The organism is Rheinheimera sp. SA_1 (genome assembly GCF_001669775.1).
In the GTDB taxonomy this organism is placed as follows: domain Bacteria; phylum Pseudomonadota; class Gammaproteobacteria; order Enterobacterales; family Alteromonadaceae; genus Pararheinheimera.
In genome coordinates, this window is record NZ_LXWK01000015.1 from 813413 (window position 1) to 839938 (window position 26526).

The window sequence follows — 26526 nt, forward strand, 5'->3', positions numbered from 1 at the left end:
CGAATGAGTGAAGTCAACCCCCCCGCATCTTCAAGGATGACGGGTATAAGCGATTAGCCACGACGCCAGCTGGTGACGCCATTTTTGTCTTCAACCACAATACCTTTGGCAGTAAGTGCGGTACGCGCTTCATCAGCAGCCGCCCAGTCTTTGTTGATGCGGGCTTGATTACGTTTGGCAATCAAAGCTTCAATTTCCGTTACATCATCATCTGAACCGCCGGCCTGCAGGAAAGTTTCGGCATCACCCTGCAAAATACCCAGCACTTCACCCAGTTTCACCAGCACTGCAGCCAGCTCTGAGGCTTTTTGCGGATTCAGTTCTTTTTCTTTGTTAATTTCACGCGCCAGTTCAAATAATACCGGTAACGCCAGCGCGGTGTTGAAATCATCATCCATCGCTTGTTTAAACTGCGCCACATACACGCTGTCGAGTGCTACTTCAGCAGCTGGGGTCACGCCACGCAGTGCAGTGTAGAGGCGCCCTAAAGCCGCATGCGCTTGCTGCAGGTTCTCGGCACTGTAATTGAGCTGACTGCGGTACTGACTGGAAATCAGGAAATACCGCACCGATTCGCGGTTATATTCGGCCAACACGTCTTTTACCGTAAAGAAATTGCCTAAAGATTTCGACATTTTTTCTTTGTCGATCTGCACCATACCGGTGTGGATCCAAGTATTGACGTACTTGGTACCATGCGCGCAGCACGACTGGGCAATTTCGTTTTCATGATGCGGGAACTGCAGATCCGAGCCACCGCCATGAATATCAAAATGCGCACCTAAATGCTTGGCGCTCATCGCCGAACATTCGATATGCCAGCCCGGACGACCAGCGCCCCAAGGCGATTCCCAACTTGGCTCACCTGGCTTGGCCATTTTCCACAGCACAAAATCCAGCGGATCGTCTTTCGTCTGATCCACTTCAACCCGGGCGCCAGCTTGCAGCATATCGAGATTTTGTTGGCTTAACTGACCGTAGTTTTCGTAGGTACTAACATCAAACAGCACATCACCATCTACAGCGACATAAGCGTGTTTTTTCGCAAGTAACGTCTGAATGAGCTCGATGATTTCCGCCATATGGGTAGTGACCCGTGGCTCGATATCGGCTGGCAATAAACTTAAAGCGTTAAAATCGGCATGCATGGCTTCAGTGTAACGGGCCGTTAAAGCATCACAACTTTCACCATTTTCGTTGGCGCGGCGAATAATTTTGTCGTCAACATCTGTGATATTGCGGACATAAGTGACGTCATAGCCAGAAAACCGCAAATAGCGATTAATCACGTCAAAAGCGACATAGGTACGGGCATGGCCAACGTGACAGAAGTCATAAATTGTAATACCACAGACATAAAGGCCGACTTTGCCTGGTTGCATTGGCACAAACGTCTCTTTTTGACGGCTCAGGGTATTATAAATCTGTAACATGACTTCCTCGGATAAACGCTGACGGCGAAAAAGCGATAGTGTAACACCGGTGTTAAGGCTCGGCTATGGTCTGTTGGCGGTCGATCTGGCTTTGTGTTCAGCGCTGGTTGCGCTAAACTAGCGCCAAATTTTACCGCCCCAAAATCATTGAAGCTGCAGGTAGGCGACAAGTGAGTGAGACCCCAGGAGCATAGTAGTCCTATGTGACTGGGGCGAACGAGCGAAGTCAACAACCCTGCAACTTCAAGGATGACGGGGATAGCCCTTAAAGAAGGATTGAATGATGGTCAGCTTACACACCAATTTCGGCGTGATTAAATTACAGTTATTTGCCGACAAAGCCCCGCTTACCGTGGAAAACTTCAAAAGTTATGTCAAAGACGGTTTTTACGACAACACCATTTTTCACCGGGTGATTGATGGTTTTATGATCCAGGGTGGCGGTTTTACTCCAGACATGGAACAAAAAGAAACCAAAGGTCAGATTAAAAATGAAGCCAACAACAAAGTGCCAAACAAAAAAGGCACTGTGGCAATGGCCCGTACCAACGATCCACATTCTGCAACCTGCCAATTTTTTATCAATATCGCTGACAACAGCTTCCTGAATTTTACTTCTGAGAATTCATCAGGCTGGGGCTACTGTGTTTTTGCCGAAGTCGTTGAAGGCATGGATGTGGTCGATAAGATCCGCGCCGTCGCAACCGGCCGTAAATTTGGCCACGCCGATGTGCCGGTAGAAAACGTGGTGATCGAAAAAGCAGAACTGCATGGCTAAGGGCTTAACCCTTGTTATCGCGGATTTGCATTTAAGTCAGGAACGCCCGGATATCACCGCGGCGTTTCTCGATTTTGTTAAAGTCACCGCCAGCCAAGCCGACGCGCTGTATATCCTCGGCGATTTATTTGAAGTCTGGATTGGCGATGACAACCCTGCCCCTTTGCTGACTCAGGTCGCCAACGCACTTAGCTCGCTGCGCTCCCATGGGGTGTTGGTGTATTTCTGTCATGGCAACCGGGATTTTCTGCTCAAACAAACCTTTGCCAAGCGTGCTGGTTTTGAATTACTGCCGCCTTATCATATCGCTGATTTTTATGGCAAAAAAGCATTGTTGATGCATGGCGACAGTCTGTGCACGCTGGACTTTCAGTATCAGAAATTCCGCTCATGGTGGGACCAACCCTGGTGGCAATGGCTGATTTTGGCCACTCCTTTGTGGTATCGCCAGCATCTGGCGCGCAAAGCACGGCGCATCAGCAAGCAGGATAAACAGCAAAAAACTGCCATGATCATGGATGTCACACCGGATGAAGTACCCAAAGTGATGAGCGAGTATCAGGTGCAGTATTTAATTCATGGCCACACTCACCGCCCGGCAGTCCATGAATTTCAAGGGCTTGATGGTAAGCAAGCTTACCGCTATGTGGTGGGTGACTGGTATCAGCAAAGCTCATATCTTGCTATCACCAAAGATGAGTGGACTTTACATTTTTGCCCTTTGGCAGCAGCGTCTCCGCTTTAAAGTCGTGCCACCTGATACTCACGACAACAAGTCCGCTTTGCATTGCAGTATGGAGTAAATGATGAAAAACAATGACCTGCTGATACCGATCCTCAGCTTTTTGCAATGCGAAACCCCTACGCGCTGGCTGGATGAAGCGACAAAAACTGAACGCTTACCAATTCTGCTGCAGGATCATCTGATCTGTGAATTAAAAGCCGCGCAAACAGCGATGTATCTGCTGCGCCGGTATGCCTGCGATCAGGAAAGCTCCACCACGTTATTACACTGGCTAAAGCCGTTTGAGGACTTTGCATATCGTTTTAACGGTGATGTACAAAGCTTAAAACAAGCGGAAAAACTCAATAAAAGCATTATTGGCCGTTCTGACTTTGCTCATTCCAATCTGATTATTGACCGGATGGTATTGCTGATCCGCGAGGAGTTACATCATTTTTGCCAGGTGCTGGAAATCATGCAGCAACGGGGTATCCCTTATGAAAACATCACTGCCAGTCGTTATGCCAAAACATTGGTGCAAAGCTGCAAAACCCATGAACCGCAAATCCTGATCGATAAACTTATTTGTGGTGCTTATATCGAAGCCCGCTCCTGTGAGCGATTTGCCAGACTGGCCGAGCTGGTGGATGCTAAACTCGGCGCTTTTTACGTCTCGTTATTGCGCTCCGAAGCCCGCCACTTTGCTGACTATCTGGAGCTGGCGCAGGTGATGTCCAAAACCGATATCAAACCGAGAGTGGACTTCTTTGGCAAGTTGGAAGCTGAGCTGATTTCTACTGCCGATGAGGATTTTAAGTTTCACAGCGGGTGCCCGGTTTAAAGCCGTCTATTTCCCCCTGAACACAGTCAATACTTGACGAGTGCGGTTCTGTTGGTCATAACTTAATCATGAGTGTTACGTTGTCGCTCAGACACCATCAGTACAGCAGTCGACAAGGATAATAAAAAATGATACTAAACCATTTATGGGGGCTGTATGCCCACCCGAAAGAAGAATGGCATACCATTGACGCTCGTCACGAAAGTTTACGCTACAGTTTAATCCACATCATGCTCGTTGCTCTCATCCCCTCCATTTGCGCTTACGTCTCTGCCGTTCATATTGGCTGGAGCATTGGCGTGGGTGAACCGATTCATTTAACCTCGGACAGCGCGCTGATGCTCGGCACCGCCATGTATTTTGCGTTGATCCTCGGCGTGTTTGCGCTGGGTTATTTAGCGCACTGGATGGCGCATACTTTTGGCTCTGAACCAACGTACACCCAAACCCTGGAACTGGCTTCCTATACGTCCACGCCATTATTTATGGTGGGGATCGCCGCCTTGTATCCGGAACTGTGGTTTGTGATGCTGGTTGGGCTGGCGGGTTTGTCTTATTCGGTCTATCTGCTGTACGTCGGTGTGCCAATTTTGATGCACATCCCGGAAGAACGGGGTTTTATTTACGCCAGCTCGGTCGTCACTTGTGGCCTGATTTTGTTGGTGTGTGTATTAGCGTCTACCGCTATTTTATGGAGCTCAGGGTTCCAGCCGGTGTTTACGCACTGACGACGGTCTTGCCTGAACCAGTAAAACGCGGGTGTTAAAATAAAACAAAGGGAGCTGCGGCTCCCTTTGTTTTATCTGAAGTTACCTTACTTGAACTCAGTTACCTTCGTTATAAGTTTCCAGATTTCCGGCCATCAACGCTGTTTTATTGCCTTTTTTGGCATCGTTACGCGAAGCGTCCAGTTTATTCAGGTATTCCTGGGTAATGTCATTGGTGACATAAACGCCGTCGAACACTGACGTTTCAAACTTTTTGATATCCGGATTCTGACTGCGTACCGCTTCGACTAAATCTGGCAACGATTGGAAAATCAAACCGTCAGCACCGATGATTTTACAAATGCTTTCCACGTCATGTCCGTGCGCAATCAGCTCATTGGCCGATGGCATATCAATACCATACACATTCGGGAAGCGAATTTCCGGCGCCGCAGAAGCGAAATACACTTTGTTGGCTCCGGCTTCACGCGCCATATCAATGATTTGCTCTGAAGTGGTGCCGCGTACGATTGAATCGTCGACCAGCAACACATTTTTGCCTTTAAACTCTTGCCAAATGGCATTCAGTTTACGCTTGACCGATTTTTTCCGCTCACCCTGCCCCGGCATAATAAAGGTCCGGCCAATATAGCGGTTTTTCACGTATCCCTGGCGATAAGGTAAACCCAGTTCAGTGGCAATTTGCAAAGCCGCGTCATTACTGGTTTCAGGAATTGGAATGACCACATCGATATCCAGATGCGCCCATTCTTTTTTAATTTTTTCGCCCAGCTTTTTACCCATTGCCACCCGTGAGGCATAAACCGACACGTTATCAATAGTGGAATCAGGGCGGGCAAAATAAACATATTCAAAAATACATGGTGTATAAGTTGGGTTTTCAGCACATTGCTGGCTATATAACTCACCATTTTCGGTGATATACACTGCTTCGCCTGGGGACACGTCCCGCAGCACGGTGAAACCGTCAGCATCAAGTGCCACGCTTTCTGAAGCCACCATATATTCGGTGCCAAGTGCCGTTTCACGTTTACCCATCACCAATGGACGGATGCCATGTGGGTCACGGAAAGCCACTAAACCATGGCCGATGATCAGCGCTACCACGGCATAGCCGCCGCGCACTTTGCGGTGTAAATTAGTCACGGCGCGAAAAATGGCGTCCGGCATCAATTGCATCGAGCCGTCACCCTGCAGTTCATGCGCCAGGGCATTGAGTAATACTTCAGAGTCAGAACTGGTATTGACATGGCGGCGCGCCACTTTAAACAACTCAGCTTTGACTTGTTCGGCGTTGGTTAAATTACCATTGTGCGCCAGCGCCAGACCAAAAGGGCTGTTGACGTAAAATGGCTGGGCTTCAGCGGTGCTGGAAGAACCCGCTGTTGGATAACGTACATGGCCGATGCCGATATTGCCCGACAACCGCTCCATATGCCGCTCTTCAAACACATCTTTGACCAGGCCGTTGGCCTTGCGCAGCCGCAGCCGGTCCTGGTCGACGGTGACGATCCCTGCCGCATCCTGACCACGATGTTGTAACACGGTTAAACCGTCATACAAGGCCTGATTGACCGGATATTTACCTACGATACCAACAATACCACACATGGAACCTTACCTCGTCAGCACGGATGCCTGTTGCATAAAACTCGAGTTGTCTTTCAGGTAACTGAAAAACCATTCAATAATAAAGTCGAATTCGGGGATCAGAACTGAGGCTTTCCACCAGTCTGATCCGGCTGAAGGCGTAAAAGCGTCCAGAAAAAACAACACAGCACTAACCACTAACACCCCACGCAAGGCGCCAAACAATACACCGAGCAAACGGTCGGTGCCGCTTAAGCCAGTCGAGTGCACCAGTTTGCCAACCAGATAGTTGATCAAACCGCCAAGCAACAGCGCACTGATAAACAGCAAGCCGATAGCGACTGCATTTCTGATCAGTAAATTTTCAATATTGGAGAAAAAGGGGGCGAGATAGGGATAATAATGACTGGCAACGAAAAACGCTGTGATCCAGACGATCAGTGAAATGGCTTCTTTTACAAAACCGCGGACCAGACTGATAACAGTCGATAATCCAATTATTGCCAAAATGGCATAATCAACCCAGACCATGTGCTTCCAAAGGCTGCTCGATGACGGCGCGCATTCTACCAAATGGCGCGCCGGTTAGGCTAATTATTTTCAACCGGTGAAAAGGCCATCACCTTTAAGTTTTTCACCGCAGCCAGTTGTTGCAGTTGTGGCAGGCTACGTTCAAGTTGCTCTTTTTTAAGATCCGGTCCCACCAGCACGCTAATCATGGTCTGACCCTGACCATTGGTAATTTTTCGGCTGAAGGTGGCAAAACCTGCCTGCCGTAATTTACTGACTAACGCATTGGCATTTTGTTCTTTACCAAATGACCCCACTTTCACCACCCAGGCCGCTTCAGTTAATGGCTTTGGCGGAACCAAAACTTTCTCGGCGACTGGCTTGGCTTCAGTCGCAGCGGGATTGGTCGCTGCAGTTGTGGTTACAGGTTTCGCCGCAGCACTGTCGGTATCAACAGAAGCATAGGTTTGATCAGGCAATGTGTCGGTTGGTGCAGGGTCTGTCGTAGCCTTATCTGTTACAGTTGGATCGATCAAAGTTGGATCGGTCACAGCCCCGGGTTGTGGATCAGTCGTACTGCCGGCAGCTGACGGATCGTCTAAGGCCGGGCTGGTGTCTGTCGGTAAGGTCATCGCCTGTTGACGACTGGCATCATGCTGATCCTGCGCAAACACCTGTTGCTGCGCAACAGCGGCAAATTCCGGACGCTCCGGCACTGCTTTAAAATCATCTTTGACCACTTGTTTTTGGCCATCTAATAAATCCGGTAAAAACACAATGGCAGCCACAATCAAGATGGCACTACCAATCAGCCGGTTTTTAAATACTTCGGTCATACGTTTCCCTGTTGCCAGTGTGCTAAAAACTGCGACACAGTGACAAATGAACCAAAAATCAACACTAAATCAGTGTCGTGAAGATCTGTACTCAAAGTAGCCCAGGCCGTTGTTACATCGGGGTAGCAAACAACATTTGCCCCATCCGGTAACTGGGCTGCCAGTAATTCGGCAGTGGCACCACGCGGCGGCGGTAAACCGGCGCAATGCCAGGTACTGACCAAACCGGCAAAATCGGCCAGACTTTGGCGCATGTCTTTATCTTTGAGCATGCCTACCAACACATGAACACGCTGATAACGTGGTGCAAGCAATGCAAGTTGTGATGCGAGGTAGCTCGCCGACTGCGGATTATGCGCCACATCCAGTAAAATAGCCGGTTGCTGTTGCAGCCATTGCATCCGTCCGGCCAGCGTCAGCTCAGCCAACACTGTAGCAATCTTGGCTGGTGGCGGCAATAACTGCAGTGCTTCGAGGCACGCCAGACAAGTGGCGATATTCTGCAGCGGTAATTTCGCCAAGGGTAAATTGGCAAGTTTAAGACTTTTGCTCTGCCACTGCCACGACAAACCATCTTCTGCTAACTGATATTGATAATCACGATTGACCAGACGCAGCGGCACCGCTAACCGCTTGGCTTCGGCTAAAATCGACTGCGGTACATCTAAATCGCCAACAATGGCCAAGCGCTCCTGGCGGAAAATACCAGCTTTTTCGCGGCCGATACTTTCGCGATCGTTGCCAAGCCAATCCTGGTGATCTAAGTCGATGGTGGTAATGACACAAGCGTCCGGTTCAATAATATTGGTGGCGTCCAAACGCCCGCCGAGACCGACTTCAATAATGCAAACATCCGGCTGTTGCTGTTTCAGCATGGCAAAAGCGGCAAGTGTGGTGAATTCAAAATAGGTCAGCGGCACATCAGCGCGTAGCTTTTCGACTTCACGTAGTCCTGCCACCCACAGCTCGTCAGCAGCATCCACCCCATTTAGGCGCAGCCGTTCATTAAACTTGAGTAAATGCGGGGAGGTGTAAACGCCAACCGAATAACCTTGCGCCAGCAGCAGTTGTTCCAGACAACGGGCGCTGGAGCCTTTGCCGTTAGTACCGGCCAACAGTATTTTGATGCCGGGTAATTGCTGCAATGCACCGCGCGCTGCTACGGTTTGTACCCGCGCCAGGCCAAGTTCAATTTGATCAATAGGATGGCTTTGTTCAATAAACGCAAGCCAATCGGTCAGGGTCTGACACGATTGGCTTGTTGTTAACGCAGAAGAGTTCATAACGCCTTAGGCGACGCGATTCTCCGACACCGGAGAAGGCAGTCGCATGAATTTTGCAACTAATCGCGCAATTGTATCGCGCATTTGGCGGCGGTCAACAATCATATCAATGGCACCATGATCCAGCAGGAATTCGCTGCGCTGGAAACCTTCCGGCAGTTTTTCCCGTACTGTCTGTTCGATAACACGAGGACCGGCAAAACCAATCAGCGCATTTGGCTCGCCGATATTCACATCACCGAGCATGGCCAAACTGGCTGAAACACCACCCATCGTCGGGTCAGTCAACACCGAAATATACGGCAGACCGGCTTCACTCAGTTTGGCTAAAGCAGCGCTGGTTTTGGCCATTTGCATCAAGGACAACAACGCTTCCTGCATCCGCGCGCCACCAGAAGCGGAGAAACAAACGAATGGCACTTTGTGTTCCAGCGCAAATTCCACGCCTTTAACAAATTTGGCACCAACGACAGACGCCATCGAGCCGCCCATAAAATTAAATTCGAAACTGGCAACCACAATCGGCATGCCTTTGAGTGAACCGCGCATCACCACCATGGCATCTTTTTCGCCGGTTTCTTTTTGTGCTGCGACGATACGGTCTTTGTATTTTTTACTGTCTTTAAACTTCAGAATATCCTGCGGCTCGAGCTCGGCAGCCAGTTCAACACCGGTATTGGTATCAAGGAAACTGGCCAGACGTTCGCGGGCATTGATGCGCATATGGTTATCGCATTTTGGGCAAACGCCCAGCTGGCGATCCAGATCTGCTTTGTACAACACCGCTTCGCAAGACGTACATTTGGTCCAGACCCCTTCCGGGATATTACGACGCGCTGACGACGAAGTTCTGGGCAGGATTTTTTCTAACCAACTCATAAGGATTCCTTTGTCTACACTGGACGATTTTCGCGCACAAATGCCTGAATTTAGGCAAAATTCAGCGAAAACATGCCAAACGGCGGTTATTAAAACATAAAGGTGCGCAGCCGAACATAAAAAACTGGTCTTAGCTGTCGCCTTGAAACAGGTCAGTCCAGAGCATGTAGCCAAGGTTTAGTCCGGCAAAAACAACGGCCCCATTGGTGTGGTCGGAATTTCAAACTCTGTCGGATAATCAACTGCCACTAAATACAGGCCTTCAGCTTTAGCCGTAGCCGCCGCTAAAGTCCGATCTTTGGCTGCCAGCAATTCACCCAACCACTGTGGCGGACGTTTTTTCATGCCGATTTCCAACAAACTGCCAGTAATGTTACGCACCATATGATGTAAAAAGGCATTCGCCTTGATATCAATGACAATAAAGTCCTGATAGCGTTCAATCTGTAAATGCATCAGATTACGAAATGGTGTATTGGATTGACATTGGATCGCCCGAAACGACGAAAAATCATGCTCTCCCAACAACAGCGGCGCTGCTTGTTGCATCAGACTGACATCTAAATCCTGATGATAATGACTCAGTCCCTGACCCAAAATGGCAGGGCGGTATTTACGGTTGTAGATCACATAACGATAACGGCGGGCAGTTGCAGAAAAACGGGCATGGAAGTCATCGCTAACCGGCTTGGCCCAACGCACCGCGATACCTGTAGGTAAGTTAGAATTGGCACCCATGATCCAGCCGCGCATATCGCGCACGGCACTGGTGTCAAAATGGATCACCTGACCGGTACCGTGCACGCCAGCGTCAGTGCGACCGGCGCAGAAAATTTCGATGGTTTCGTTGGCAACCTGGCTAAGCGCTTTTTCCAGCTCGCCCTGAATGCTGTTGACTTCCCGCTGACGCTGCCAGCCAAAAAAGCCAGTACCGTCATATTCAATACCCAATGCGATGCGCATGCCCACTCCTCGTTAAACCGGCGCGAGTATAACAAAGCAGCGGGTAAATCCCAACGGGCGTGTGCCAGCCTGGCATTCCAGGCGACAGTGACGGCTTTGATAGCAGGACTTTCAACTGCAGCAACAATACTTTAGCTTTGCTGCAGCGTTAACGCTTCCTGCTTGACGTGAGCTGGCGCATCGGATGCCAGTATTTCTCTGATCAGCTGTTCAGCGCTGTCGGCATCACCAATTTCGTTATAAGCCCTGACCAAATCGAGTCGTCCGGCATAACCAGCATCGGCGTGATCGACATCGCCCATTTCATCGGCGGAAATTAAATCTTCAAAATCAGCCAACCCGACATCAATATTCAGCACCCCTTTGCTGACGGGTTCCAGTTCGTCGTCTTCCGAAGCAGCCAACAACTTGTCGATATGCACATAATCCGGAATATCATGATCTGCTGCTGCGACCACGGTATTTTGTTGAGTTTGCTGCGCCGCGTCTAATTCAGCCAGCACGCGTTTGGCCGACTGCAGATCTTGTTCCGGCGCCACAGTTACCGCTTCAAATTGATCGAGCTCGGACAACATTTCATCAAAATTGGTGTGTTCTAACGCTTTGAGCTCAGACAATAAAGTTGGATCTGTGGCTAGTGCATTCCCAGCCTCAACTTCATTCCCGGTATCAAAAGCGCTGTCAAAGGCGGTTTCAAGTAAAGCCGTCTCGTCCGTCAAATCATCGTCTGGAAAAATAAGATCCGCATCACTGTCGGCAAGCAAATCGTCCGACAATTCGAGTTCCGGATATTCATCCAATACTTTACTGGGCCGTTCGACCGACGACAGCGATTCATAGAGTCGACTGACCGAATTGTCGTCCAGCTCTTCTAAATCCGGCATCGGAGTTTTATGGATGTCGTTATCATCGAGGGTGGCAAACTCACTCAGCTCTTCCGGATCAGCAGAGACGATTTTCGGTGAAACAGGGTCAAAATCATCCAGCATAATGTCGTCACTGTCGGGCAGTTCTGAAAACTCTGCCGACGCAGGCAATACCGGCGCTGATGCTGGTGCTGGTGCTGGTGCCGCTACAAAATCCGGCTCGTCATCATCATTGTCTTGCAGCATCGAACTGACATCAGCCACTGAAATCGAAGCTTCGTCGAAATCTTCATTGGCTTCGGCCAGCGCAGATTCCGGCAACGACAATCCGGCAAGCGTCGCGGCATGTAACTGACTCTGCGCCCGGATTTCGGCAACTTCCGACAAAATATCGTCAAGTTCGCTGGCCAAATCCGCTTCGTCTGGTTCAACCGCTTCGGTGATATGCTCAGCTTCCAGCGCGAACTCGGCAGCAACTAAGGCCAAATCGTCATCATTGAGTTCAGTAACTACAGATTCAGCCAGTGTTTCCTCGGCCAGCGATTCAGCAAATGCATCCAGCTCCGAGCTGTCAAAAGTGCTGACTTTCTCTGCTTCCGGCATATCGGCAACAAAGTCCGCTGCGGTCAGATTTGGCTCTGCAACATCCATAGCAGTAGCTTTTGGTACAGCTGCGGATTCGGCGTTCGCTGCCAATAACGAATCGATATCAAAATCATCATCGTCCGGTTGCATCGGTGCCGCTGTTGGTGTTGTTGGTGCAGCAGCCGGAGCTACTGTGTTCTGCTGTGCAGCCTGGGTGGAAGCCATTAATGCATCGATATCAAACTCTTCGTCCAATGACACTAAATCGTCTGGATCGGTTGGAATATCCAGTTCAATTTCTTCCAACAGTTCATCAAATTCATCGGCTTGTGCGGCGGCGTTTTGCAATGCATCCGCAGCAAGTGGCCGATCAGATGGTAAGTCATCAACATCATCTACTGGTGCTGCACTTGCAGCCGTGGCGTCCTGAGCTGCCAGCGCCTGCGCAAAAATGTCATCCGGATCTTCTGCTTCGTCCAGATTGTCAAACAGTGAACTTAAATCATCGCCAGACAGTATATTTTTCGGATCAAAATCTTCTTTGGCAGTAAAAGCCGGTTCTTCGTCCAGATTATCAAATAACGATGATAGATCGTCGCCGGAAAGGATGTTGTTGGCGTCAAATTCGGTGCGGGGAGCAGCAGGCGCATCCAGTGGCTCGTCCAGCAAATCATCCAGATCAAATTCTGATCTGCCTTTATTGACCGGGCTTGGCGAGTCAAAACTATCATCCAGCAGATCATCGGCAAAGTCAGCAAAGTTATTTGTCATCGCCGGTTTGACCGATTTAGGCGCAAAGTTGTCGTCATCCAGTCGAATACCTGAATTCAGACTGTCATTGAGCAGGGAATCATCCAGATTGATCAGGCTGCTTTCATCAAAATCCAGACTGTCATCGAGCGGCGGCAACGGCGAGCGATAATTTGGATCGACTGTTGGCGATGCTGTCGCAGCTGACACCACATCCGCGGCTTTTTGGCCACGGCGACGGATAAACGACACGATAATCAACAATAACATAATGGCAGGCAACGAAGCTGCAATGGCCCAGCCTACCGGACTTGAGGCAAGTTTTTGCCAGGTTTCGGCAAAATTGAACCCCTCTTCGGCTTTTCTGATTTGTTCGCGTTGCTGTTCCAGCAGCTCGGTTTGTTGTAACAATAACTGCTGCAACTGGGTTTGAATTTCGCTGTCTTTATCGAGTTTACTTTTAACCAGCGTCAGTTCTTCAACCACAGTATCCAATTGTTTTTTCAGCTGGGTGTTTTCGACGACGATGGTTTCAACATTGGCCATTGAAGCGCCAAGCCGATCACGGATATCGCTCATTTGCTCGGTTTGCTGTGATTCAACCCGATTTAATTCTTCAGTAATCTGCTTGGTGGCCTTGGCGACGTCTTGCTGGCGGGCAGCTTTTTCATCCGGCTTGGCATTGGCCACGCTGCGGATTTTCTCCGCCCACACCCGGTCGTCATTTTCAGATTTACGTTGCGCTTCCACCGCATTAATGGCGAGAATTTCACGAATAGTTGGGATTTCCAGGTACGAACCTGGTTTGAGGTGATTAAAATTTTGTTCGAGGAAAGCGTCAGGATTTTTTAAGTAAAGCGCGTGCATCACTTGATACATATTCAAACGCGGATCTGGTCTTGCTTGTTCGGCAAGTCGCCACAAGGTGTCACGTGCAGACAACGGACCCAGCCGGGTGACTGCTGGAGCGTCAAACTCTTTCGGTCCACGCAATTTTGCGGTGGTATCCGCCACTGCAACCGTCATAAAATTGACAATCAGCAACAGGATTAATAATCGCAGTTGATGCATTCAAAATTCCCTAACCGCTTTGGCGTCAATATGTCACCTGAATTGCGCGGTGCCATCACATTTACACTTTTGATAACGAGCTCCTGCAAACAATGTTCCACATTGCACAGTCACTTTGTTCTGAATTCTAAACCAGATCAGCAGTCAATGCGACGAACCGCCCGCAGAAAGCCAGCTATTTCACAGGTTATCTGCGACATTGCCTGAAACTTAACCGGCTGGATGGAGGAAAACAATATGGATGGGAGTCATACGTGAAAGGGACAGCAAGTAAAAAGGCTCCCGCAGGAGCCTTATTCTCGTTCAGTTGTGGCGTATCTTACAGATAATCACGGATCAAATGTTCAGCAATCTGAATGCTGTTGGTGGCCGCACCTTTGCGCACGTTATCAGCCACTACCCAAAGGTTGATGCCGTTTTCATGCGAAATATCCTGACGAATACGGCCAACAAACACATCATCCTGACCTTGAGCGTTGCCAACCTGAGTCGGGAAATCGGCATTGTCTTCCAGCAGTACCACACCCGGAGCATTGGCCAATAAGGCTTTGACTTGCTCAACGCTGATTGGATGGCGGGTTTCCAGATGCACCGCTTCAGCATGGCCGTAAAACACCGGCACCCGCACCGCAGTCGCATTGACGCTGATGCTGTCATCGCCCATGATTTTCTGGGTTTCCCAGTGCATTTTCATTTCTTCTTTGGTGTAACCATTGTCCAGGAACACGTCAATTTGCGGGATCACATTAAACGCGATCTGACGACTGAACTTGCCATCCCCTTCCACCGGCCGACCATTCAGTAACTGCGCCGTTTCTTTGGCCAGCGCTTCGATGCCTTGTTGGCCTGCGCCACTGACCGACTGATAAGTACAGACATTGATGCGGCTGATACCAACAGCATCGTGGATCGGTTTTAATGCCACTAACATCTGAATGGTAGAGCAATTTGGATTGGCGATAATATTGCGGTTGCGGTAGTCAGCAATCGCATGTGGATTCACTTCCGGTACCACCAACGGAATATCCGCTTCATAGCGGTAATGCGAAGTGTTGTCGATCACCACACAACCCGCTTCTGCTGCTTTTGGTGCATAGATGGCTGAAATGCTGCCGCCAGCAGAAAACAAACCAATTTGCGCTTCTGACCAATCAAATTTATCGGCATCCAGCACTTCAATTTTCTTACCCTTAAAGGTGACAAACCCGCCAGCGGAACGACTACTTGCTAAAGGGATTAACCGTTTCACCGGAAAATCACGTTGTTCAAGAATTTCAATCAGATGCTGACCGACTAAACCAGTTGCACCTAAAATTGCGACGTCGAATTGCTGCGCCATAGTTTGTTTCCCCTAATGCTGGCTGCTAAAACCTAAAACCTAGAACTAAAACCTAAGTTACGTAAAAATTCCGGAATTGCGAGAGCTGGATTATCCAGCTGCACTTGCAACGAACTAAATTCCCGCCGTGGCGGATAATGTTTTCTGAGCCAGTCAAAGCCATGACCTTGCAGATGAAATCTGAATAAAGCGTCATCACGGCGGACATCATATAACATACGGCAGATATTTTGGACATCTGAAAGTCTAAAATTTGCAGAAATTTGCAGCTTTTCCATCACTGGAACCGGACAAAAATCATGCAATTGATGTTTTGGCTGTATTTTCAGCGTTTTACACAGCGCCTGATATAACATTTCGGTGCCGCGAGCCTTACCTTCAATGCTATGACCGGCAATATGCGCCGTGGCAATCGTGGTGAAAGGTACCAATTCTTGCAGCACATTGGGTTCGTTGTCCCAGACATCCAGCACCAGCGGGCGGTGTACACCACTTTTCGCTTCGGTAAGCAGCGCCTGGTTGCAAGTCACTTCACCGCGCGAAGCGTTGATAATGGTGACTGCTGGCGGTAACTGCGGCAAATTGTGCTGGTTTAACAGCTTCAGCGTTGGATGAGCTCCGCCTTTAACCAATGGCACATGAAAGCTCAGTGCATCAACCTTGTGACATAATTCAGTGAAATCCAGATGTGGAAAATCTGGCTCATTGGCGGCGCGTAGCGGATCCGATTGTAGTACTTTCACCTGCAGCGCCTGTAAGGCTTTCACCAGCCGCGAGCCAATCTGACCAACGCCGACCACACCCACCGTCCATTGCTGCAATGGTTTTTGTTGCTGCTCCGCCAGCAAAAACAAACTACTCAGCACATATTCCACTACCGACTGGGCGTTACAGCCTGGCGCACTGCTAAAACTAATCTCACGGCTTTTTAGATAAGCCTGATCAATGTGATCTACACCGATAGTGGCAGTACCAACAAAATTTAACTGATTGTTTTGTAATAATAATTGCGCATTTACTTGCGTCACTGAACGCACCAGCAATACATCAGCATCAGCGACTTGCGCTGGCGTTAATTGCCTGCCATCGACCAACTGCACAGTGCCTAACTCAGCAAAAAACTGCTGCACGTAAGGCATATTTTCATCAGCGTAAATTTTCATTTCAGGCCCTGTTCGCCAAAAGTGACCGCATTCTAGACTGCCAGAAATAACAAAGCCACCGCTTGGTGGCTTTGTTAGTGTGCTTGCAGTGTAAGTTAAAATTAACCGCGATACTTTTTATACATTTTTATACTTTTGCATTACTAAAGTCGCGTTGGTGCCGCCAAAACCAAAGCTGTTCGACATCACAGTTTCCAGCTTCGCTTCGGTTGGTTTTGTGATGATGTTCAAACCTTCGGCCGCCGCATCCAGTTCACCGATATTAATCGATGGTGCAATAAAACCGTGCTCCATCATCAGTAATGAATAAATCGCTTCGTGCACACCGGCAGCGCCTAAGGCATGACCGGTCATCGCTTTGGTTGCGCTGATGGCTGGCGATTTACCCGCAAATACTTCTTGAATAGCGCCGAGTTCTTTCACATCGCCCACCGGGGTACTGGTACCGTGAGTGTTGACGTAATCAATAGTCGCGTCCACGCCTTGCATCGCCATTTGCATACAACGCACTGCGCCTTCACCGCTTGGTGCCACCATGTCATAGCCATCTGAAGTTGCGCCATAGCCAACTACCTCGCCATAAATTTTTGCGCCGCGGGCCAAGGCATGTTCCAGCTCTTCAATCACCAGAATGCCGCCGCCACCAGAAATCACAAAACCGTCGCGGTTGGCATCATAAGTGCGCGAGGCCAGTTCCGGCGTTTCATTATATTTGGTAGATAACGCGCCCATCGCATCAAATTCCATGGCTAAGGTCCAATGCACTTCTTCACCACCACCGGCGAAAATAATGTCCTGTTTACCTAACTGGATGAGTTCGACGGCGTGACCAATACAATGCGCGCTGGTGGCGCAGGCGGAACTGATCGAATAGTTGACGCCTTTAATCTGGAAAGGGGTCGCCAGACAAGCAGAACAAGTACTGGCCATGGTTTTTGGCACGGCATAAGGCCCAACCCGCTTCACACCTTTTTCGCGCAGGATATCTGCAGCTTCCACCTGCACTTTAGAAGAAGCCCCACCAGATCCAACGACCAGACCTGTTCTCGGGTGAGAAACCTGTTCAGTGGTTAAACCTGCATCTTCGATCGCTTGTTGCATCGCGATATAAGAAAAAGCGGCGGCATCGGCCATAAAACGAAAGGCTTTGCGATCAATCAGTTCGCTCGGGTCTAACTTGATATTACCCCAGACTTGCGAACGCAATCCCAGATCAGCAAACTCCTGTGAATAGGTAATACCTGAGCGGCCAGCTTTTAACGAGGCTAATACTTCAGCCTGATTGTTACCGATGCTGGATACAATGCCCAATCCGGTGATTACTGCTCTTTTCATTCTGACTCCTGAGATCTGCAAACTAACGCTGCTATATGTTAATAAAAGCTATTGTACGGACTTTTCCGCGCCAACTGGTCCAATTTCAGCGCACAGTTGTACACTATACTCAAAATCATTGAAAGGTGCAGGATGGCCACGGTGGAACCGCGGCAAGTGAGCGATGCTGGAACGCCAGTGAGAGAAGGCGACCAACACCCCTGCAATTTCAATGCTGAAGGGTATATACCCAAAATCATTGACGATTTGGGTAGGCGACGAGTGAGTGAGTCCGCAGGAGCATAGTTAACTATGTGACTGCGGCGAACGAGTGAAGTCAACAACCCCAAATTGTTAATGATGAAGGGTATATTATCTATCCAAATGACAATCAGGTTAAACTGTGCCGATTTTTTCCTGCCAGAGCACTTTCATGCAAGCCATTCAATCCGCGAAAATTCACTACAACGACCAAGGCACACCGGTTTCCGACCTGTTTGGTGATGTCTATTTCTCCAATGAAAGTGGCCTGGAAGAAACCCAATATGTGTTTTTACAACAAAATGGTTTACCGGATCGCTGGTTACAACATCCTGCAGAATACTTCCATATCATTGAAACAGGCTTTGGCACCGGCCTGAATTTTTTACTGGCCTGGCACAATTTTCGGCAAGCTTTGGCCGCCGCTCCCGCCATGCGCTGCCAGCGTTTGTATTTCAGCAGTTTTGAAAAGTATCCGATCACTCATGCCGATCTCGAACTGGCCTTAACACAATGGCCATCACTGGCGCCGCTGGCGGCACAATTACTGGCGCAATATCCGCCCGCGCTTCCCGGTTGTCATCGGGTACAACTGGACAATGGTCAGGTGATCCTCGATTTATGGTTGGGTGACGTGCATGACTCGATGCCGCAGTTATCGGCGCACAATCAGGCTGATGCCTGGTTCCTCGATGGCTTTGCGCCGAGTAAAAACCCACAAATGTGGCAACCAGAATTATTCAGCCAAATGGCGCGCTTAAGTAAACCAGGTTGCACTGTCGCTACTTTTACCAGCGCAGGTTTAGTGCGCCGTGGTTTAAGCGAGGTTGGATTTCAGGTCAAAAAAATCAAAGGGTATGGCCGCAAGCGGGAAATGTGTGTCGGTACTTTTGCGTCGCCAGAGTCTGCACCAGTACCAACAACACCAACAGCAGTATCCGATATTTGTATTGTTGGCGGCGGACTGGCTTCGGTTTGCCTGGCGCTGGCACTGGTCAGCCGCGGCCAAAAAATACATTTGATCTGTAAAGATCCTGAGGTAGCCAGCGGCGCTTCCCACAACCGCCAGGGCGCCTTATACCCGCAACTACAAAGTACATTTAGCGCGGTGTCGGCGTTTCATGCGCATGCATTTTGTTTTGCCCGACGGTTTTATCAGCGGCTGCACGCGCAGAGTTTTCAGTTTCCGCATGCTTTTTGCGGGGTATTGACCCTGGCCTGCACTGAGCAACTGGCGATCAGACAACAGAAAATCAGCCAGCAACCGGTCTTTTCGTCCTTGCTAAAAACCCTGAACGACAACGAAGCCAGTGCAGTTGCTGGCTTGGCAATACCATTTCCCGGATTATTTTTTGCGCAAGGCGGCTGGATTGCGCCGCAGCTGTTTTGCCAAGCGGCCATTGCATATTTACAGCAGCAACCAGGATTTACCCTGCAATTAAATTGTGAACTGCAAGCGGCGACATTCAGTCACCAAACCATGCAGTGGGAGCTCACCACCCATCAAGGCAAGCTACAAAGCAGTCAGCTGTGTCTGGCGACTGGTGCCGCCCTCGCCGATTTTGAAATGACCGCCGGTTTGCCGGTCAAGCAAGTACGCGGACAAGTCAGTCATGTTGATTGTACTGGCATGGCGCCGCTCAAAACGGTGATTTGTCATCAGGGATATATCACGCCGGCGAACGACATTTTTAGCGGGCAGCAGGAACATTGTGTGGGTGCGACCTTTGATCGCAGCAGACAGCAAGCCGTTGAGCTGGAAGAAGATAATGCTGCCAATCTGGCATTGGTCAATAAGGTATTACAGCAACCTGACTGGTTTAGCCATGCGACTGTCATTTCAGCTAAGGCGGGACTCAGAGCTACCATTCCAGATCATTTACCACTTGCAGGGCAATTAGCAAACCAAAGTTGGGTGTTGGGTGGGCTTGGTGCCAGAGGCCTGCTGTTCGCACCTTTACTGGCGGAACAGCTGGCGGCAGAGATCTGTGGTGAACCGACACCGCTGCCGGTGGAAATAGCAGCCCTGGTTTCTGCACGACGATTTGAGAAATCGTAAGCCTTTAAACAGCGAGCCATGATCAAGTGCCAAGGCGATTTATAACTTTGCCAGTTGCACCACTGCCCGGCGGTTGGTGCCACGGCCACGACTGGTTTCATTCGGCGCGACGTGGCGTTTCTCACCGAAGCCTTCGGTTTTCACCAGTTTTGCATCAACACCGGCGCTGACAAAAAACGCTTTCAGCGTGGCTGCGCGCTTACGTGACAGTTCTTCGTTGATCCAGCGGCCGCCATAACTATCGGTATAAGTATCAATGCTTACTTCTGCAACCGCTTTGTCATGTTTTAAATATTCGGCAATCTGATCCAATCTGGCTTGCGACTCACGGGTTAACTCATCACTGTTCGATTGGTAATTCAACACTGTCATCGCGATATCTTCGAAGGTAAACCGCAATAACCCTGCCATACATAGATTAAATTTCTGAAACGGATCGGAAAATCGCAGTGGATTAATGGCTGCCGCCACCTGATCAAAAGGGCTATGCCAGTCTGCAAAATAGAAGGTCGGGCTAAAACCTTGTTCCAATTCTGTCAACAAGGTCCAGGCGGCTTTTTTCGGTAAACCACCATCAAATTGTTTCAGCAGAGCTAAATCAGCAATTGGCTTGGCAATTTCGCCGGCGCGCCACTGGGGCGGGACCGACATAACTTTGGCGAGACCATAATCGTCCGGTAAACGTGTCATTTTCAGTTCAAATAACAGGTTCAGCTCTTTGTTGGCATTGCTACTAAACCGCGCTTCGCCGAAATTTGGAATGTTATGACTCAGTTCACATTTTAGTGCGCTGGCATTGGTAACGGCCCAGTTCGCCTGTTCGATCGTGGCAGCATATTGCCGAATGTTCATTCGCGCCTGGCTGGTAGTTGCCACCAGCACTAAACCCAATAACAGAGTTTGTTTAAATTTCATTGGGCCTCCTGCGTCGCAACAAGGGTCATGCTGACGCTATCTAACTATTCTGGCAGTCTTTAGGACTTACAGGTCGGGAACTTGACGCAAATGTCGGCTGCAGACGCTGATTATTTTTTCTTGCAAAGGCTGTGCCGCGACAAGACGAAACTGTTTTTTTTTGGCATACTGCCCGCCCGACTGGCCTGCAGGTTTACCCATGACTCAAGCGTCAACATTACTCTCTCAACGGTTCCGTGGCTATTACCCCGTCGTCATCGATGTCGAAACTGCCGGATTTAACGCGCAAACCGACGCCTTATTGGAAATCGCCGCTACTTTGCTGACCATGGATGACTCAGGTCAACTGCAAATTGCGCAAACCCTGCACTTTCACGTTGAGCCATTTGAAGGTGCTGTATTAAACCCGAGCTCGTTAGCGTTTAATGGCATAGACCCGTATAACCCACTGCGTGGTGCAGTTTCCGAACGCGAAGCGCTGACTGAAATTTTTAAAGCCGTGCGAAAAGCGCAAAAAGACGCCGGTTGCCAGCGCGCGGTGATGGTGGCGCACAATTCAGCTTTTGATCAGGGTTTCCTGAACGCGGCTGTCGAACGTAACAGCATCAAACGCTCACCTTTTCATGCCTTTGTGTCTTTTGATACCACCACGCTGGCTGCGCTGGCATTGGGGCAAACGGTACTGGCAAAAGCCTGTCAGGCGGCGGGTATTGCTTTTGATAACAAAGAAGCCCACAGCGCATTATACGATACCGAACGCACGGCAGAACTGTTTTGTCATATCGTCAATCGCTGGCAAAACTTAGGCGGTTGGCCACCGCCCTTCCTTGGCAGCGTCAATGACGAACCGGAAGAACAGGCAGCGGAATAACCTTCTTTACCGGTTCAGCAGTTGACTAAACATTCAAAGTGAATGATTTAAATAGTAAAAAAAGCAGCCTTGGCTGCTTTTATGTTGTCTCTTACCTGGCCTGTATCAATTATTCAGCAGCTTGGGTATCTTCAGGCTTTTTGAATTTCGCGGCAGTTTCTTTAATTAGTGGCTGCAATTCACCCCGTTGAAACATTTCCAGCATAATGTCACAGCCGCCGACTAACTCACCTTCTACCCACAATTGTGGAAAGGTTGGCCAGTTGGCGTATTTTGGAAGTTCAGCACGAATATCCGGGTTTTGCAGAATATCGACATAAGCGAATTGTTCACCACAAGCAATCAGCGCTTGCGAAGCCTGTGCAGAAAAACCACAGCTTGGGAATTTTGGTGAACCTTTCATAAACAGAATAATTGGGTTATCTGTCAGTTGTTGTTTAATTTTGTCGATCGTTTCCATGGTGAGCCTCTGCCTTACAGCACAAAAAAGTTAAATCATTTTACCAGAGGATTTGAGGTCAGCCACTTGAGTTTTCAAGATCTGCCCCAAAAATAAAACCTAGCATAAAACAAACATCACGAGCTCATTTGCTTGGCTAAGGTCTTAGGTAAAACTTGAGTATTTTAGTCGGGTTTTGTAGTCTACGTGATGCAGACACCATCAACAACGTCAGTGGAGAATTAGAAATGGCTTTTGAATTACCAGCATTACCGTACGCAAAAGATGCGTTATTACCACATATCTCTCCAGAAACTCTGGATTATCACCACGGTAAGCACCACAACGCTTATGTCGTGAAACTGAACTCTTTGATTGAAGGCACTGCCCATGCTGGCAAATCGCTGGAAGACATTATCAAAGCTTCAGAAGGCCCGGTGTTTAACAACGCAGCGCAAATCTGGAACCACACCTTTTACTGGCACTGCCTGGCACCAAATGCCGGTGGCGAACCATCAGGCGCTTTAGCAGACGCTATCAACGCCAAATGGGGTTCATTTGCTGCGTTCCAGACTGCTTTTAACGACAAAGCTGTTAACAACTTCGGTTCAAGCTGGACCTGGTTAGTTAAAAAAGCCGATGGTACTTTAGACATCGTCAACACCAGCAATGCCGGTACACCGTTGACCGACAGTTCAGTGACACCAGTCCTGACTGTGGATCTGTGGGAACACGCTTATTACATCGATTTCCGCAACGCCCGTCCAACTTACCTGAACGCCTTCTGGGCACTGGTAAACTGGAACTTCGCGGCGGAAAACTTTGCTAAATAAATGACTTTCGTGAAGTCATCGTCAGCTGAGTAACTATTAGTTGCCAGCTATACAAACCCGGCCCTGTGCCGGGTTTGTTGTTTTTACTCTCCATGCCCGGCATTCAACTAAGCTTGTTGCACTTCAGATCGCCTCAGAGCGCCGTTTGTCGAAAATTTCATAAAATTCTGTCAATTAGCTGGGCGAAGCCAGATTTTACTGTCTAACCTTTAAACATAACACCGGTTCAGTCTCATGTTTTTTATGACAAGGTTGCGGAGGTGCATATGGGTATTTTTGAGCACTACAAGTCACGTTACGAAGCCGCTCGGGAAGAGGAATACAGTATTTCTGAATTCCTGACGCTGTGCAAAGGTGACAAAAGTTGTTACGCCAGTGCGGCGGAACGGCTGTTGATGGCGATTGGTTCCCCTGAGTTTATTGATACCGCCCAGGATCCGAAACAAAGTCGGTTATTCTCCAATAGAGTAATTGCCCGCTATCCGGCATTTTCTGAGTTTTATGGCATGGAAGACGCAATTGAACAAATCGTCGCTTACCTGAAACATTCAGCGCAAGGCCTGGAAGAGCGCAAGCAAATTCTGTATCTGTTGGGGCCGGTTGGCGGTGGTAAATCATCGCTGGCAGAAAAACTGAAATCGCTGATGCAACAAGTGCCAATTTATTATCTGAAAGGCTCACCGGTCTACGACAGTCCGTTGTGTCTGTTTGATTTAAATGAAGATGGCAATATCCTGGAGCAGGAATACGGCATCCCCAAACGTTATTTAAAAACCATTATGTCGCCCTGGGCCAGTAAACGGCTGCATGAATTTAACGGCGATATCAGCTCATTTCGCGTGGTAAAAAAATACCCATCCATACTGGACCAAATCGCCATCGCCAAAACTGAACCTGGTGATGAAAACAATCAGGATATTGCCTCCTTAGTGGGTAAAGTCGACATCCGCCAGCTGGAACATTTCGCCCAGAATGACCCTGACGCCTACAGTTATTCCGGCGCTTTATGCCGTGCCAATCAGGGCATGATGGAATTCGTAGAAATGTTTAAAGCACCGATTAAAGTGCTACATCCTCTGCTGACTGCGACACAGGAAGGTAATTACAACGGCACAGAAGGCCTCGCCGCGCTGCCGTTTGAAGGTATTATTCTGGCGCACAGCAATGAATCTGAATGGCAAACCTTTCGCAACAACAAAAACAATGAAGCCTTTTTAGACCGGGTCTATATCGTCAAGGTGCCATATTGTTTGCGGGTATCGGAAGAAGTGAAAATTTACGAAAAACTGCTTGAACACAGTGAGTTAAAAGTATCGCCTTGTGCGCCAGGCACCTTAACTTCGCTAGCGCAATTTGCAGTATTATCACGGCTGAAACTGCCGGAAAACTCCAGTTTGTATTCCAAAATGCGGGTCTACGACGGCGAGAGCTTAAAAGACACTGATCCTAAAGCGAAATCCTATCAGGAGTACCGCGATTACGCTGGTGTCGACGAAGGCATGACCGGACTTTCAACCCGCTTTGCCTTTAAAATTTTATCAAGGGTGTTTAACTTCGACAGCACGGAAGTGGCTGCCAATCCGGTACATTTATTTTATGTGCTGGAGCAACAAATTGAACGGGAGCAATTCGCTGCCGATGTTGCAGAACGTTATCTGGAGCACTTAAAAGGTTACCTGATTCCGAAGTATGTTGAATTTATTGGCAAGGAAATTCAGACGGCATATCTCGAGTCTTATTCCGAGTATGGCCAGAACATCTTTGATCGGTATGTGATTTATGCTGATTTTTGGATCCAGGATCAGGAATACCGGGATCCGGAAACTGGTCAGTTGTTTGACCGTTCGGCGCTGAATGCGGAACTGGAGAAAATTGAAAAACCAGCCGGCATTAGCAACCCGAAAGATTTTCGCAATGAAATCGTGAACTTTGTGCTGCGAGCCAAAGCCAAAAACAATGGCAAAAACCCAACCTGGACCAGCTACGAAAAACTGCGCACTGTGATTGAGAAAAAGATGTTCTCAAGTACTGAAGAACTGTTGCCGGTGATTTCGTTTAATGCCAAAACCTCGACCGATGATCAGAAAAAACATGATGATTTTGTCGATCGGATGATGGAAAAAGGCTATACGCGCAAACAGGTCCGCTTGCTGTCGGAGTGGTACTTGCGGGTACGGAAATCGCAGTGATGCTAAGGGTCAGCCGGAGGTTTTATGGCGCATTTTATCGATCGACGCCTGAACGGCAAAAACAAAAGCGCGGTGAACCGGCAACGGTTCATCCGTCGTTACAAGCACCAGATTAAACAGGCGGTTTCCGACGCCATCAGTAAACGCAGCGTTACTGATATTGACAGTGGCGAGTCAGTGACTATTCCTGGTCGCGATATTACTGAGCCATTTTTTCATCAGGGTAAAGGCGGTCATCGCGAAATGATCCATCCTGGCAACGATCAGTTTAGCCCGGGAGATCGAATCAAACGTCCTTTGGGTGGACAAGGTGGCGGCTCTGGTCAGGGTGAAGCCAGCCAGGACGGTGAAGGCGAAGACGAATTTGTATTTTCAATTTCCAAAGATGAATATCTAGATTTGCTGTTCGAGGACTTAGAACTGCCCAATCTGAAGAAAAATCAATTGGATAAGTTGGTGCAATACAAAAATGTCCGCGCTGGTTATCGCTCGGAAGGTGTACCCAGCAATATCGATATTGTGCGCTCGTTACAAGGCTCGTTAGCAAGACGTATTGCAATGAGTGCTGGCAAGAAAAAACAGTTACACGAACTGGAGCAAGAGATTGCCTTGCTGGAGCAAGATCCGGTACCAGACCAGCATCAGCTGCAGTTACTGCGCGCCGAAGTGCTGGAGTTAAAACGACGGATTGGCGCGGTGCCTTTTATTGATAGTTTTGATTTAAGGTTTCGAAATTTCGCCAAAAGACCGGAGCCGACCAGTAAAGCAGTGATGTTTTGTCTGATGGACGTATCCGGCTCGATGGATCAGGCCACTAAAGATATGGCGAAACGCTTTTATATTCTGCTGTATATGTTTTTAAGCCGCAGCTATAAAAACGTCGATGTGGTGTACATCCGCCATCACACCCAGGCCAAAGAAGTCGACGAGCAGGAATTTTTCTATTCGCAGGAAACCGGCGGTACTATTGTTTCCAGCGCGCTGAAACTGATGGCCGAGATTGTCAAAGACCGTTACGACCCGACGCAATGGAATATCTATGCGGCGCAGGCGTCCGATGGCGACAATTGGGCCGATGACAGCCCGCAATGCGCTTCTTTGCTCACTGAGCAGCTACTGCCGTTTGTGCGTTATTACGCCTATATCGAAATCACCCAGCGGCCGCATCAAAGCTTATGGCAGGAATACGAAAAGCTGTTAGTTGGCTTTGAAAATTTTGCCATCCAGCCGATCCGTCAGGTCAGTGACATCTACCCGGTGTTTCGAACCTTGTTTAAGAAACAAGCTGCTTAACATCTTCAAGGAG

22 protein-coding genes are annotated in these 26526 nt (G+C 48.9%); 9 read left to right on the forward strand and 13 right to left on the reverse strand.

The window, feature by feature from the left end:
• Positions 1-53: 53 nt before the first annotated feature.
• Positions 54-1433 (reverse strand): cysteine--tRNA ligase, encoded by a 1380-nt coding sequence (gene cysS / locus A5320_RS11000; RefSeq protein WP_068064264.1) that lies wholly within the window; start codon positions 1431-1433, stop codon positions 54-56.
• A 283-nt stretch (positions 1434-1716) separates the two neighbouring features.
• On the opposite strand from cysS, the gene A5320_RS11005 reads away from it, so the two are divergent.
• The 4 genes from A5320_RS11005 to A5320_RS11020 all read left to right on the forward strand — a co-directional run bounded on the left by A5320_RS11005 (position 1717) and on the right by A5320_RS11020 (position 4504).
• Entirely contained in the window at positions 1717-2211 is a 495-nt protein-coding gene (locus A5320_RS11005) for a peptidylprolyl isomerase (RefSeq protein ID WP_068064266.1), read from the forward strand.
• Positions 2204-2956 carry a UDP-2,3-diacylglucosamine diphosphatase gene (locus A5320_RS11010; protein WP_068064268.1) on the forward strand — a complete coding sequence of 251 codons (753 nt, stop codon included), beginning with the start codon at positions 2204-2206 and terminating at the stop codon, positions 2954-2956. Before A5320_RS11005 ends, A5320_RS11010 begins: the two co-directional genes overlap by 8 nt.
• A gap of 61 nt (positions 2957-3017) precedes the next feature.
• Positions 3018-3776 carry a tRNA isopentenyl-2-thiomethyl-A-37 hydroxylase MiaE gene (miaE, locus tag A5320_RS11015; protein WP_157605777.1) on the forward strand — a complete coding sequence of 253 codons (759 nt, stop codon included), beginning with the start codon at positions 3018-3020 and terminating at the stop codon, positions 3774-3776.
• A gap of 128 nt (positions 3777-3904) precedes the next feature.
• Entirely contained in the window at positions 3905-4504 is a 600-nt protein-coding gene (locus A5320_RS11020; protein WP_068064272.1) for a Yip1 family protein, read from the forward strand.
• 96 nt (positions 4505-4600) lie between these two features.
• On the opposite strand, the gene purF is transcribed toward A5320_RS11020, so the two are convergent.
• The 10 genes from purF to fabB all read right to left on the reverse strand — a co-directional run bounded on the left by purF (position 4601) and on the right by fabB (position 17674).
• The gene (gene purF, locus A5320_RS11025; RefSeq protein ID WP_068064273.1) at positions 4601-6115 is read right to left on the reverse strand and encodes an amidophosphoribosyltransferase; all 1515 of its coding nucleotides are present in this window, start codon (positions 6113-6115) and stop codon (positions 4601-4603) included.
• A 6-nt stretch (positions 6116-6121) separates the two neighbouring features.
• Complete coding sequence (locus A5320_RS11030; RefSeq protein WP_068064275.1) at positions 6122-6625, reverse strand: CvpA family protein; 504 nt, start codon at positions 6623-6625, stop codon at positions 6122-6124.
• A 59-nt stretch (positions 6626-6684) separates the two neighbouring features.
• Entirely contained in the window at positions 6685-7440 is a 756-nt protein-coding gene (locus tag A5320_RS11035) for an SPOR domain-containing protein (protein WP_068064277.1), read from the reverse strand.
• Entirely contained in the window at positions 7437-8723 is a 1287-nt protein-coding gene (gene folC / locus A5320_RS11040; protein WP_068064278.1) for a bifunctional tetrahydrofolate synthase/dihydrofolate synthase, read from the reverse strand. The genes A5320_RS11035 and folC overlap by 4 nt, the downstream gene beginning before the upstream one ends.
• A 6-nt stretch (positions 8724-8729) precedes the next feature.
• Positions 8730-9602: an acetyl-CoA carboxylase, carboxyltransferase subunit beta gene (accD, locus tag A5320_RS11045; protein WP_068064279.1), complete on the reverse strand. Its 873-nt coding sequence runs from the start codon at positions 9600-9602 to the stop codon at positions 8730-8732.
• A gap of 177 nt (positions 9603-9779) precedes the next feature.
• The gene (gene truA / locus A5320_RS11050) at positions 9780-10565 is read right to left on the reverse strand and encodes a tRNA pseudouridine(38-40) synthase TruA (RefSeq protein ID WP_068064280.1); all 786 of its coding nucleotides are present in this window, start codon (positions 10563-10565) and stop codon (positions 9780-9782) included.
• Positions 10566-10696: 131 nt separating this feature from the next.
• On the reverse strand, positions 10697-13837 hold the full coding sequence (locus A5320_RS11055) for a FimV/HubP family polar landmark protein (RefSeq protein WP_068064282.1): 3141 nt from the start codon (positions 13835-13837) through the stop codon (positions 10697-10699).
• A gap of 319 nt (positions 13838-14156) precedes the next feature.
• A complete protein-coding gene (locus tag A5320_RS11060) occupies positions 14157-15176 on the reverse strand; it encodes an aspartate-semialdehyde dehydrogenase (RefSeq protein ID WP_068064284.1) in 1020 nt (339 codons plus the stop codon).
• Positions 15177-15208: 32 nt separating this feature from the next.
• The gene (locus A5320_RS11065; protein WP_068064286.1) at positions 15209-16339 is read right to left on the reverse strand and encodes a 4-phosphoerythronate dehydrogenase; all 1131 of its coding nucleotides are present in this window, start codon (positions 16337-16339) and stop codon (positions 15209-15211) included.
• A gap of 117 nt (positions 16340-16456) precedes the next feature.
• Positions 16457-17674 (reverse strand): beta-ketoacyl-ACP synthase I, encoded by a 1218-nt coding sequence (gene fabB, locus A5320_RS11070; RefSeq protein ID WP_068064288.1) that lies wholly within the window; start codon positions 17672-17674, stop codon positions 16457-16459.
• Between the two features lie 412 nt (positions 17675-18086).
• On the opposite strand from fabB, the gene mnmC reads away from it, so the two are divergent.
• Entirely contained in the window at positions 18087-19973 is a 1887-nt protein-coding gene (gene mnmC / locus A5320_RS11075; protein ID WP_068064290.1) for a bifunctional tRNA (5-methylaminomethyl-2-thiouridine)(34)-methyltransferase MnmD/FAD-dependent 5-carboxymethylaminomethyl-2-thiouridine(34) oxidoreductase MnmC, read from the forward strand.
• Positions 19974-20012: 39 nt separating this feature from the next.
• On the opposite strand, the gene A5320_RS11080 is transcribed toward mnmC, so the two are convergent.
• The gene (locus A5320_RS11080; protein ID WP_068064294.1) at positions 20013-20888 is read right to left on the reverse strand and encodes a flagellar protein MotY; all 876 of its coding nucleotides are present in this window, start codon (positions 20886-20888) and stop codon (positions 20013-20015) included.
• Between the two features lie 199 nt (positions 20889-21087).
• On the opposite strand from A5320_RS11080, the gene rnt reads away from it, so the two are divergent.
• A complete protein-coding gene (gene rnt / locus A5320_RS11085) occupies positions 21088-21759 on the forward strand; it encodes a ribonuclease T (RefSeq protein WP_068064295.1) in 672 nt (223 codons plus the stop codon).
• Positions 21760-21868: 109 nt separating this feature from the next.
• Here rnt and A5320_RS11090 read toward each other — a convergent pair whose 3' ends face one another.
• Positions 21869-22219: a Grx4 family monothiol glutaredoxin gene (locus A5320_RS11090; protein ID WP_068064296.1), complete on the reverse strand. Its 351-nt coding sequence runs from the start codon at positions 22217-22219 to the stop codon at positions 21869-21871.
• 227 nt (positions 22220-22446) lie between these two features.
• On the opposite strand from A5320_RS11090, the gene A5320_RS11095 reads away from it, so the two are divergent.
• The 3 genes from A5320_RS11095 to A5320_RS11105 all read left to right on the forward strand — a co-directional run bounded on the left by A5320_RS11095 (position 22447) and on the right by A5320_RS11105 (position 26513).
• Complete coding sequence (locus A5320_RS11095) at positions 22447-23031, forward strand: Fe-Mn family superoxide dismutase (RefSeq protein WP_068064297.1); 585 nt, start codon at positions 22447-22449, stop codon at positions 23029-23031.
• 266 nt (positions 23032-23297) lie between these two features.
• Entirely contained in the window at positions 23298-25220 is a 1923-nt protein-coding gene (locus A5320_RS11100; protein ID WP_068064299.1) for a PrkA family serine protein kinase, read from the forward strand.
• A gap of 24 nt (positions 25221-25244) precedes the next feature.
• Positions 25245-26513, forward strand: a complete 1269-nt coding sequence (locus A5320_RS11105) for a YeaH/YhbH family protein (protein ID WP_068064301.1) — start codon at positions 25245-25247, stop codon at positions 26511-26513.
• Positions 26514-26526 lie beyond the last annotated feature (13 nt).

What these genes read in the sequence shown, in the direction of transcription:
- cysS (WP_068064264.1), bottom strand. Translation starts at nt 1,433, where the DNA reads ATGTTACAGATTTATAATACCCTGAGCCGTCAAAAAGAGACGTTTGTG.
- A5320_RS11090 (WP_068064296.1), bottom strand. Translation starts at nt 22,219, where the DNA reads ATGGAAACGATCGACAAAATTAAACAACAACTGACAGATAACCCAATT.
- fabB (WP_068064288.1), bottom strand. Translation starts at nt 17,674, where the DNA reads ATGAAAAGAGCAGTAATCACCGGATTGGGCATTGTATCCAGCATCGGT.
- A5320_RS11055 (WP_068064282.1), bottom strand. Translation starts at nt 13,837, where the DNA reads ATGCATCAACTGCGATTATTAATCCTGTTGCTGATTGTCAATTTTATG.
- A5320_RS11065 (WP_068064286.1), bottom strand. Translation starts at nt 16,339, where the DNA reads ATGAAAATTTACGCTGATGAAAATATGCCTTACGTGCAGCAGTTTTTT.
- truA (WP_068064280.1), bottom strand. Translation starts at nt 10,565, where the DNA reads ATGCGCATCGCATTGGGTATTGAATATGACGGTACTGGCTTTTTTGGC.
- rnt (WP_068064295.1), top strand. Translation starts at nt 21,088, where the DNA reads ATGACTCAAGCGTCAACATTACTCTCTCAACGGTTCCGTGGCTATTAC.
- accD (WP_068064279.1), bottom strand. Translation starts at nt 9,602, where the DNA reads ATGAGTTGGTTAGAAAAAATCCTGCCCAGAACTTCGTCGTCAGCGCGT.
- A5320_RS11035 (WP_068064277.1), bottom strand. Translation starts at nt 7,440, where the DNA reads ATGACCGAAGTATTTAAAAACCGGCTGATTGGTAGTGCCATCTTGATT.
- folC (WP_068064278.1), bottom strand. Translation starts at nt 8,723, where the DNA reads ATGAACTCTTCTGCGTTAACAACAAGCCAATCGTGTCAGACCCTGACC.
- A5320_RS11020 (WP_068064272.1), top strand. Translation starts at nt 3,905, where the DNA reads ATGATACTAAACCATTTATGGGGGCTGTATGCCCACCCGAAAGAAGAA.
- A5320_RS11080 (WP_068064294.1), bottom strand. Translation starts at nt 20,888, where the DNA reads ATGAAATTTAAACAAACTCTGTTATTGGGTTTAGTGCTGGTGGCAACT.
- A5320_RS11100 (WP_068064299.1), top strand. Translation starts at nt 23,298, where the DNA reads ATGGGTATTTTTGAGCACTACAAGTCACGTTACGAAGCCGCTCGGGAA.
- A5320_RS11030 (WP_068064275.1), bottom strand. Translation starts at nt 6,625, where the DNA reads ATGGTCTGGGTTGATTATGCCATTTTGGCAATAATTGGATTATCGACT.
- A5320_RS11005 (WP_068064266.1), top strand. Translation starts at nt 1,717, where the DNA reads ATGGTCAGCTTACACACCAATTTCGGCGTGATTAAATTACAGTTATTT.
- A5320_RS11095 (WP_068064297.1), top strand. Translation starts at nt 22,447, where the DNA reads ATGGCTTTTGAATTACCAGCATTACCGTACGCAAAAGATGCGTTATTA.
- A5320_RS11060 (WP_068064284.1), bottom strand. Translation starts at nt 15,176, where the DNA reads ATGGCGCAGCAATTCGACGTCGCAATTTTAGGTGCAACTGGTTTAGTC.
- A5320_RS11105 (WP_068064301.1), top strand. Translation starts at nt 25,245, where the DNA reads ATGGCGCATTTTATCGATCGACGCCTGAACGGCAAAAACAAAAGCGCG.
- purF (WP_068064273.1), bottom strand. Translation starts at nt 6,115, where the DNA reads ATGTGTGGTATTGTTGGTATCGTAGGTAAATATCCGGTCAATCAGGCC.
- A5320_RS11010 (WP_068064268.1), top strand. Translation starts at nt 2,204, where the DNA reads ATGGCTAAGGGCTTAACCCTTGTTATCGCGGATTTGCATTTAAGTCAG.
- miaE (WP_157605777.1), top strand. Translation starts at nt 3,018, where the DNA reads ATGAAAAACAATGACCTGCTGATACCGATCCTCAGCTTTTTGCAATGC.
- mnmC (WP_068064290.1), top strand. Translation starts at nt 18,087, where the DNA reads ATGCAAGCCATTCAATCCGCGAAAATTCACTACAACGACCAAGGCACA.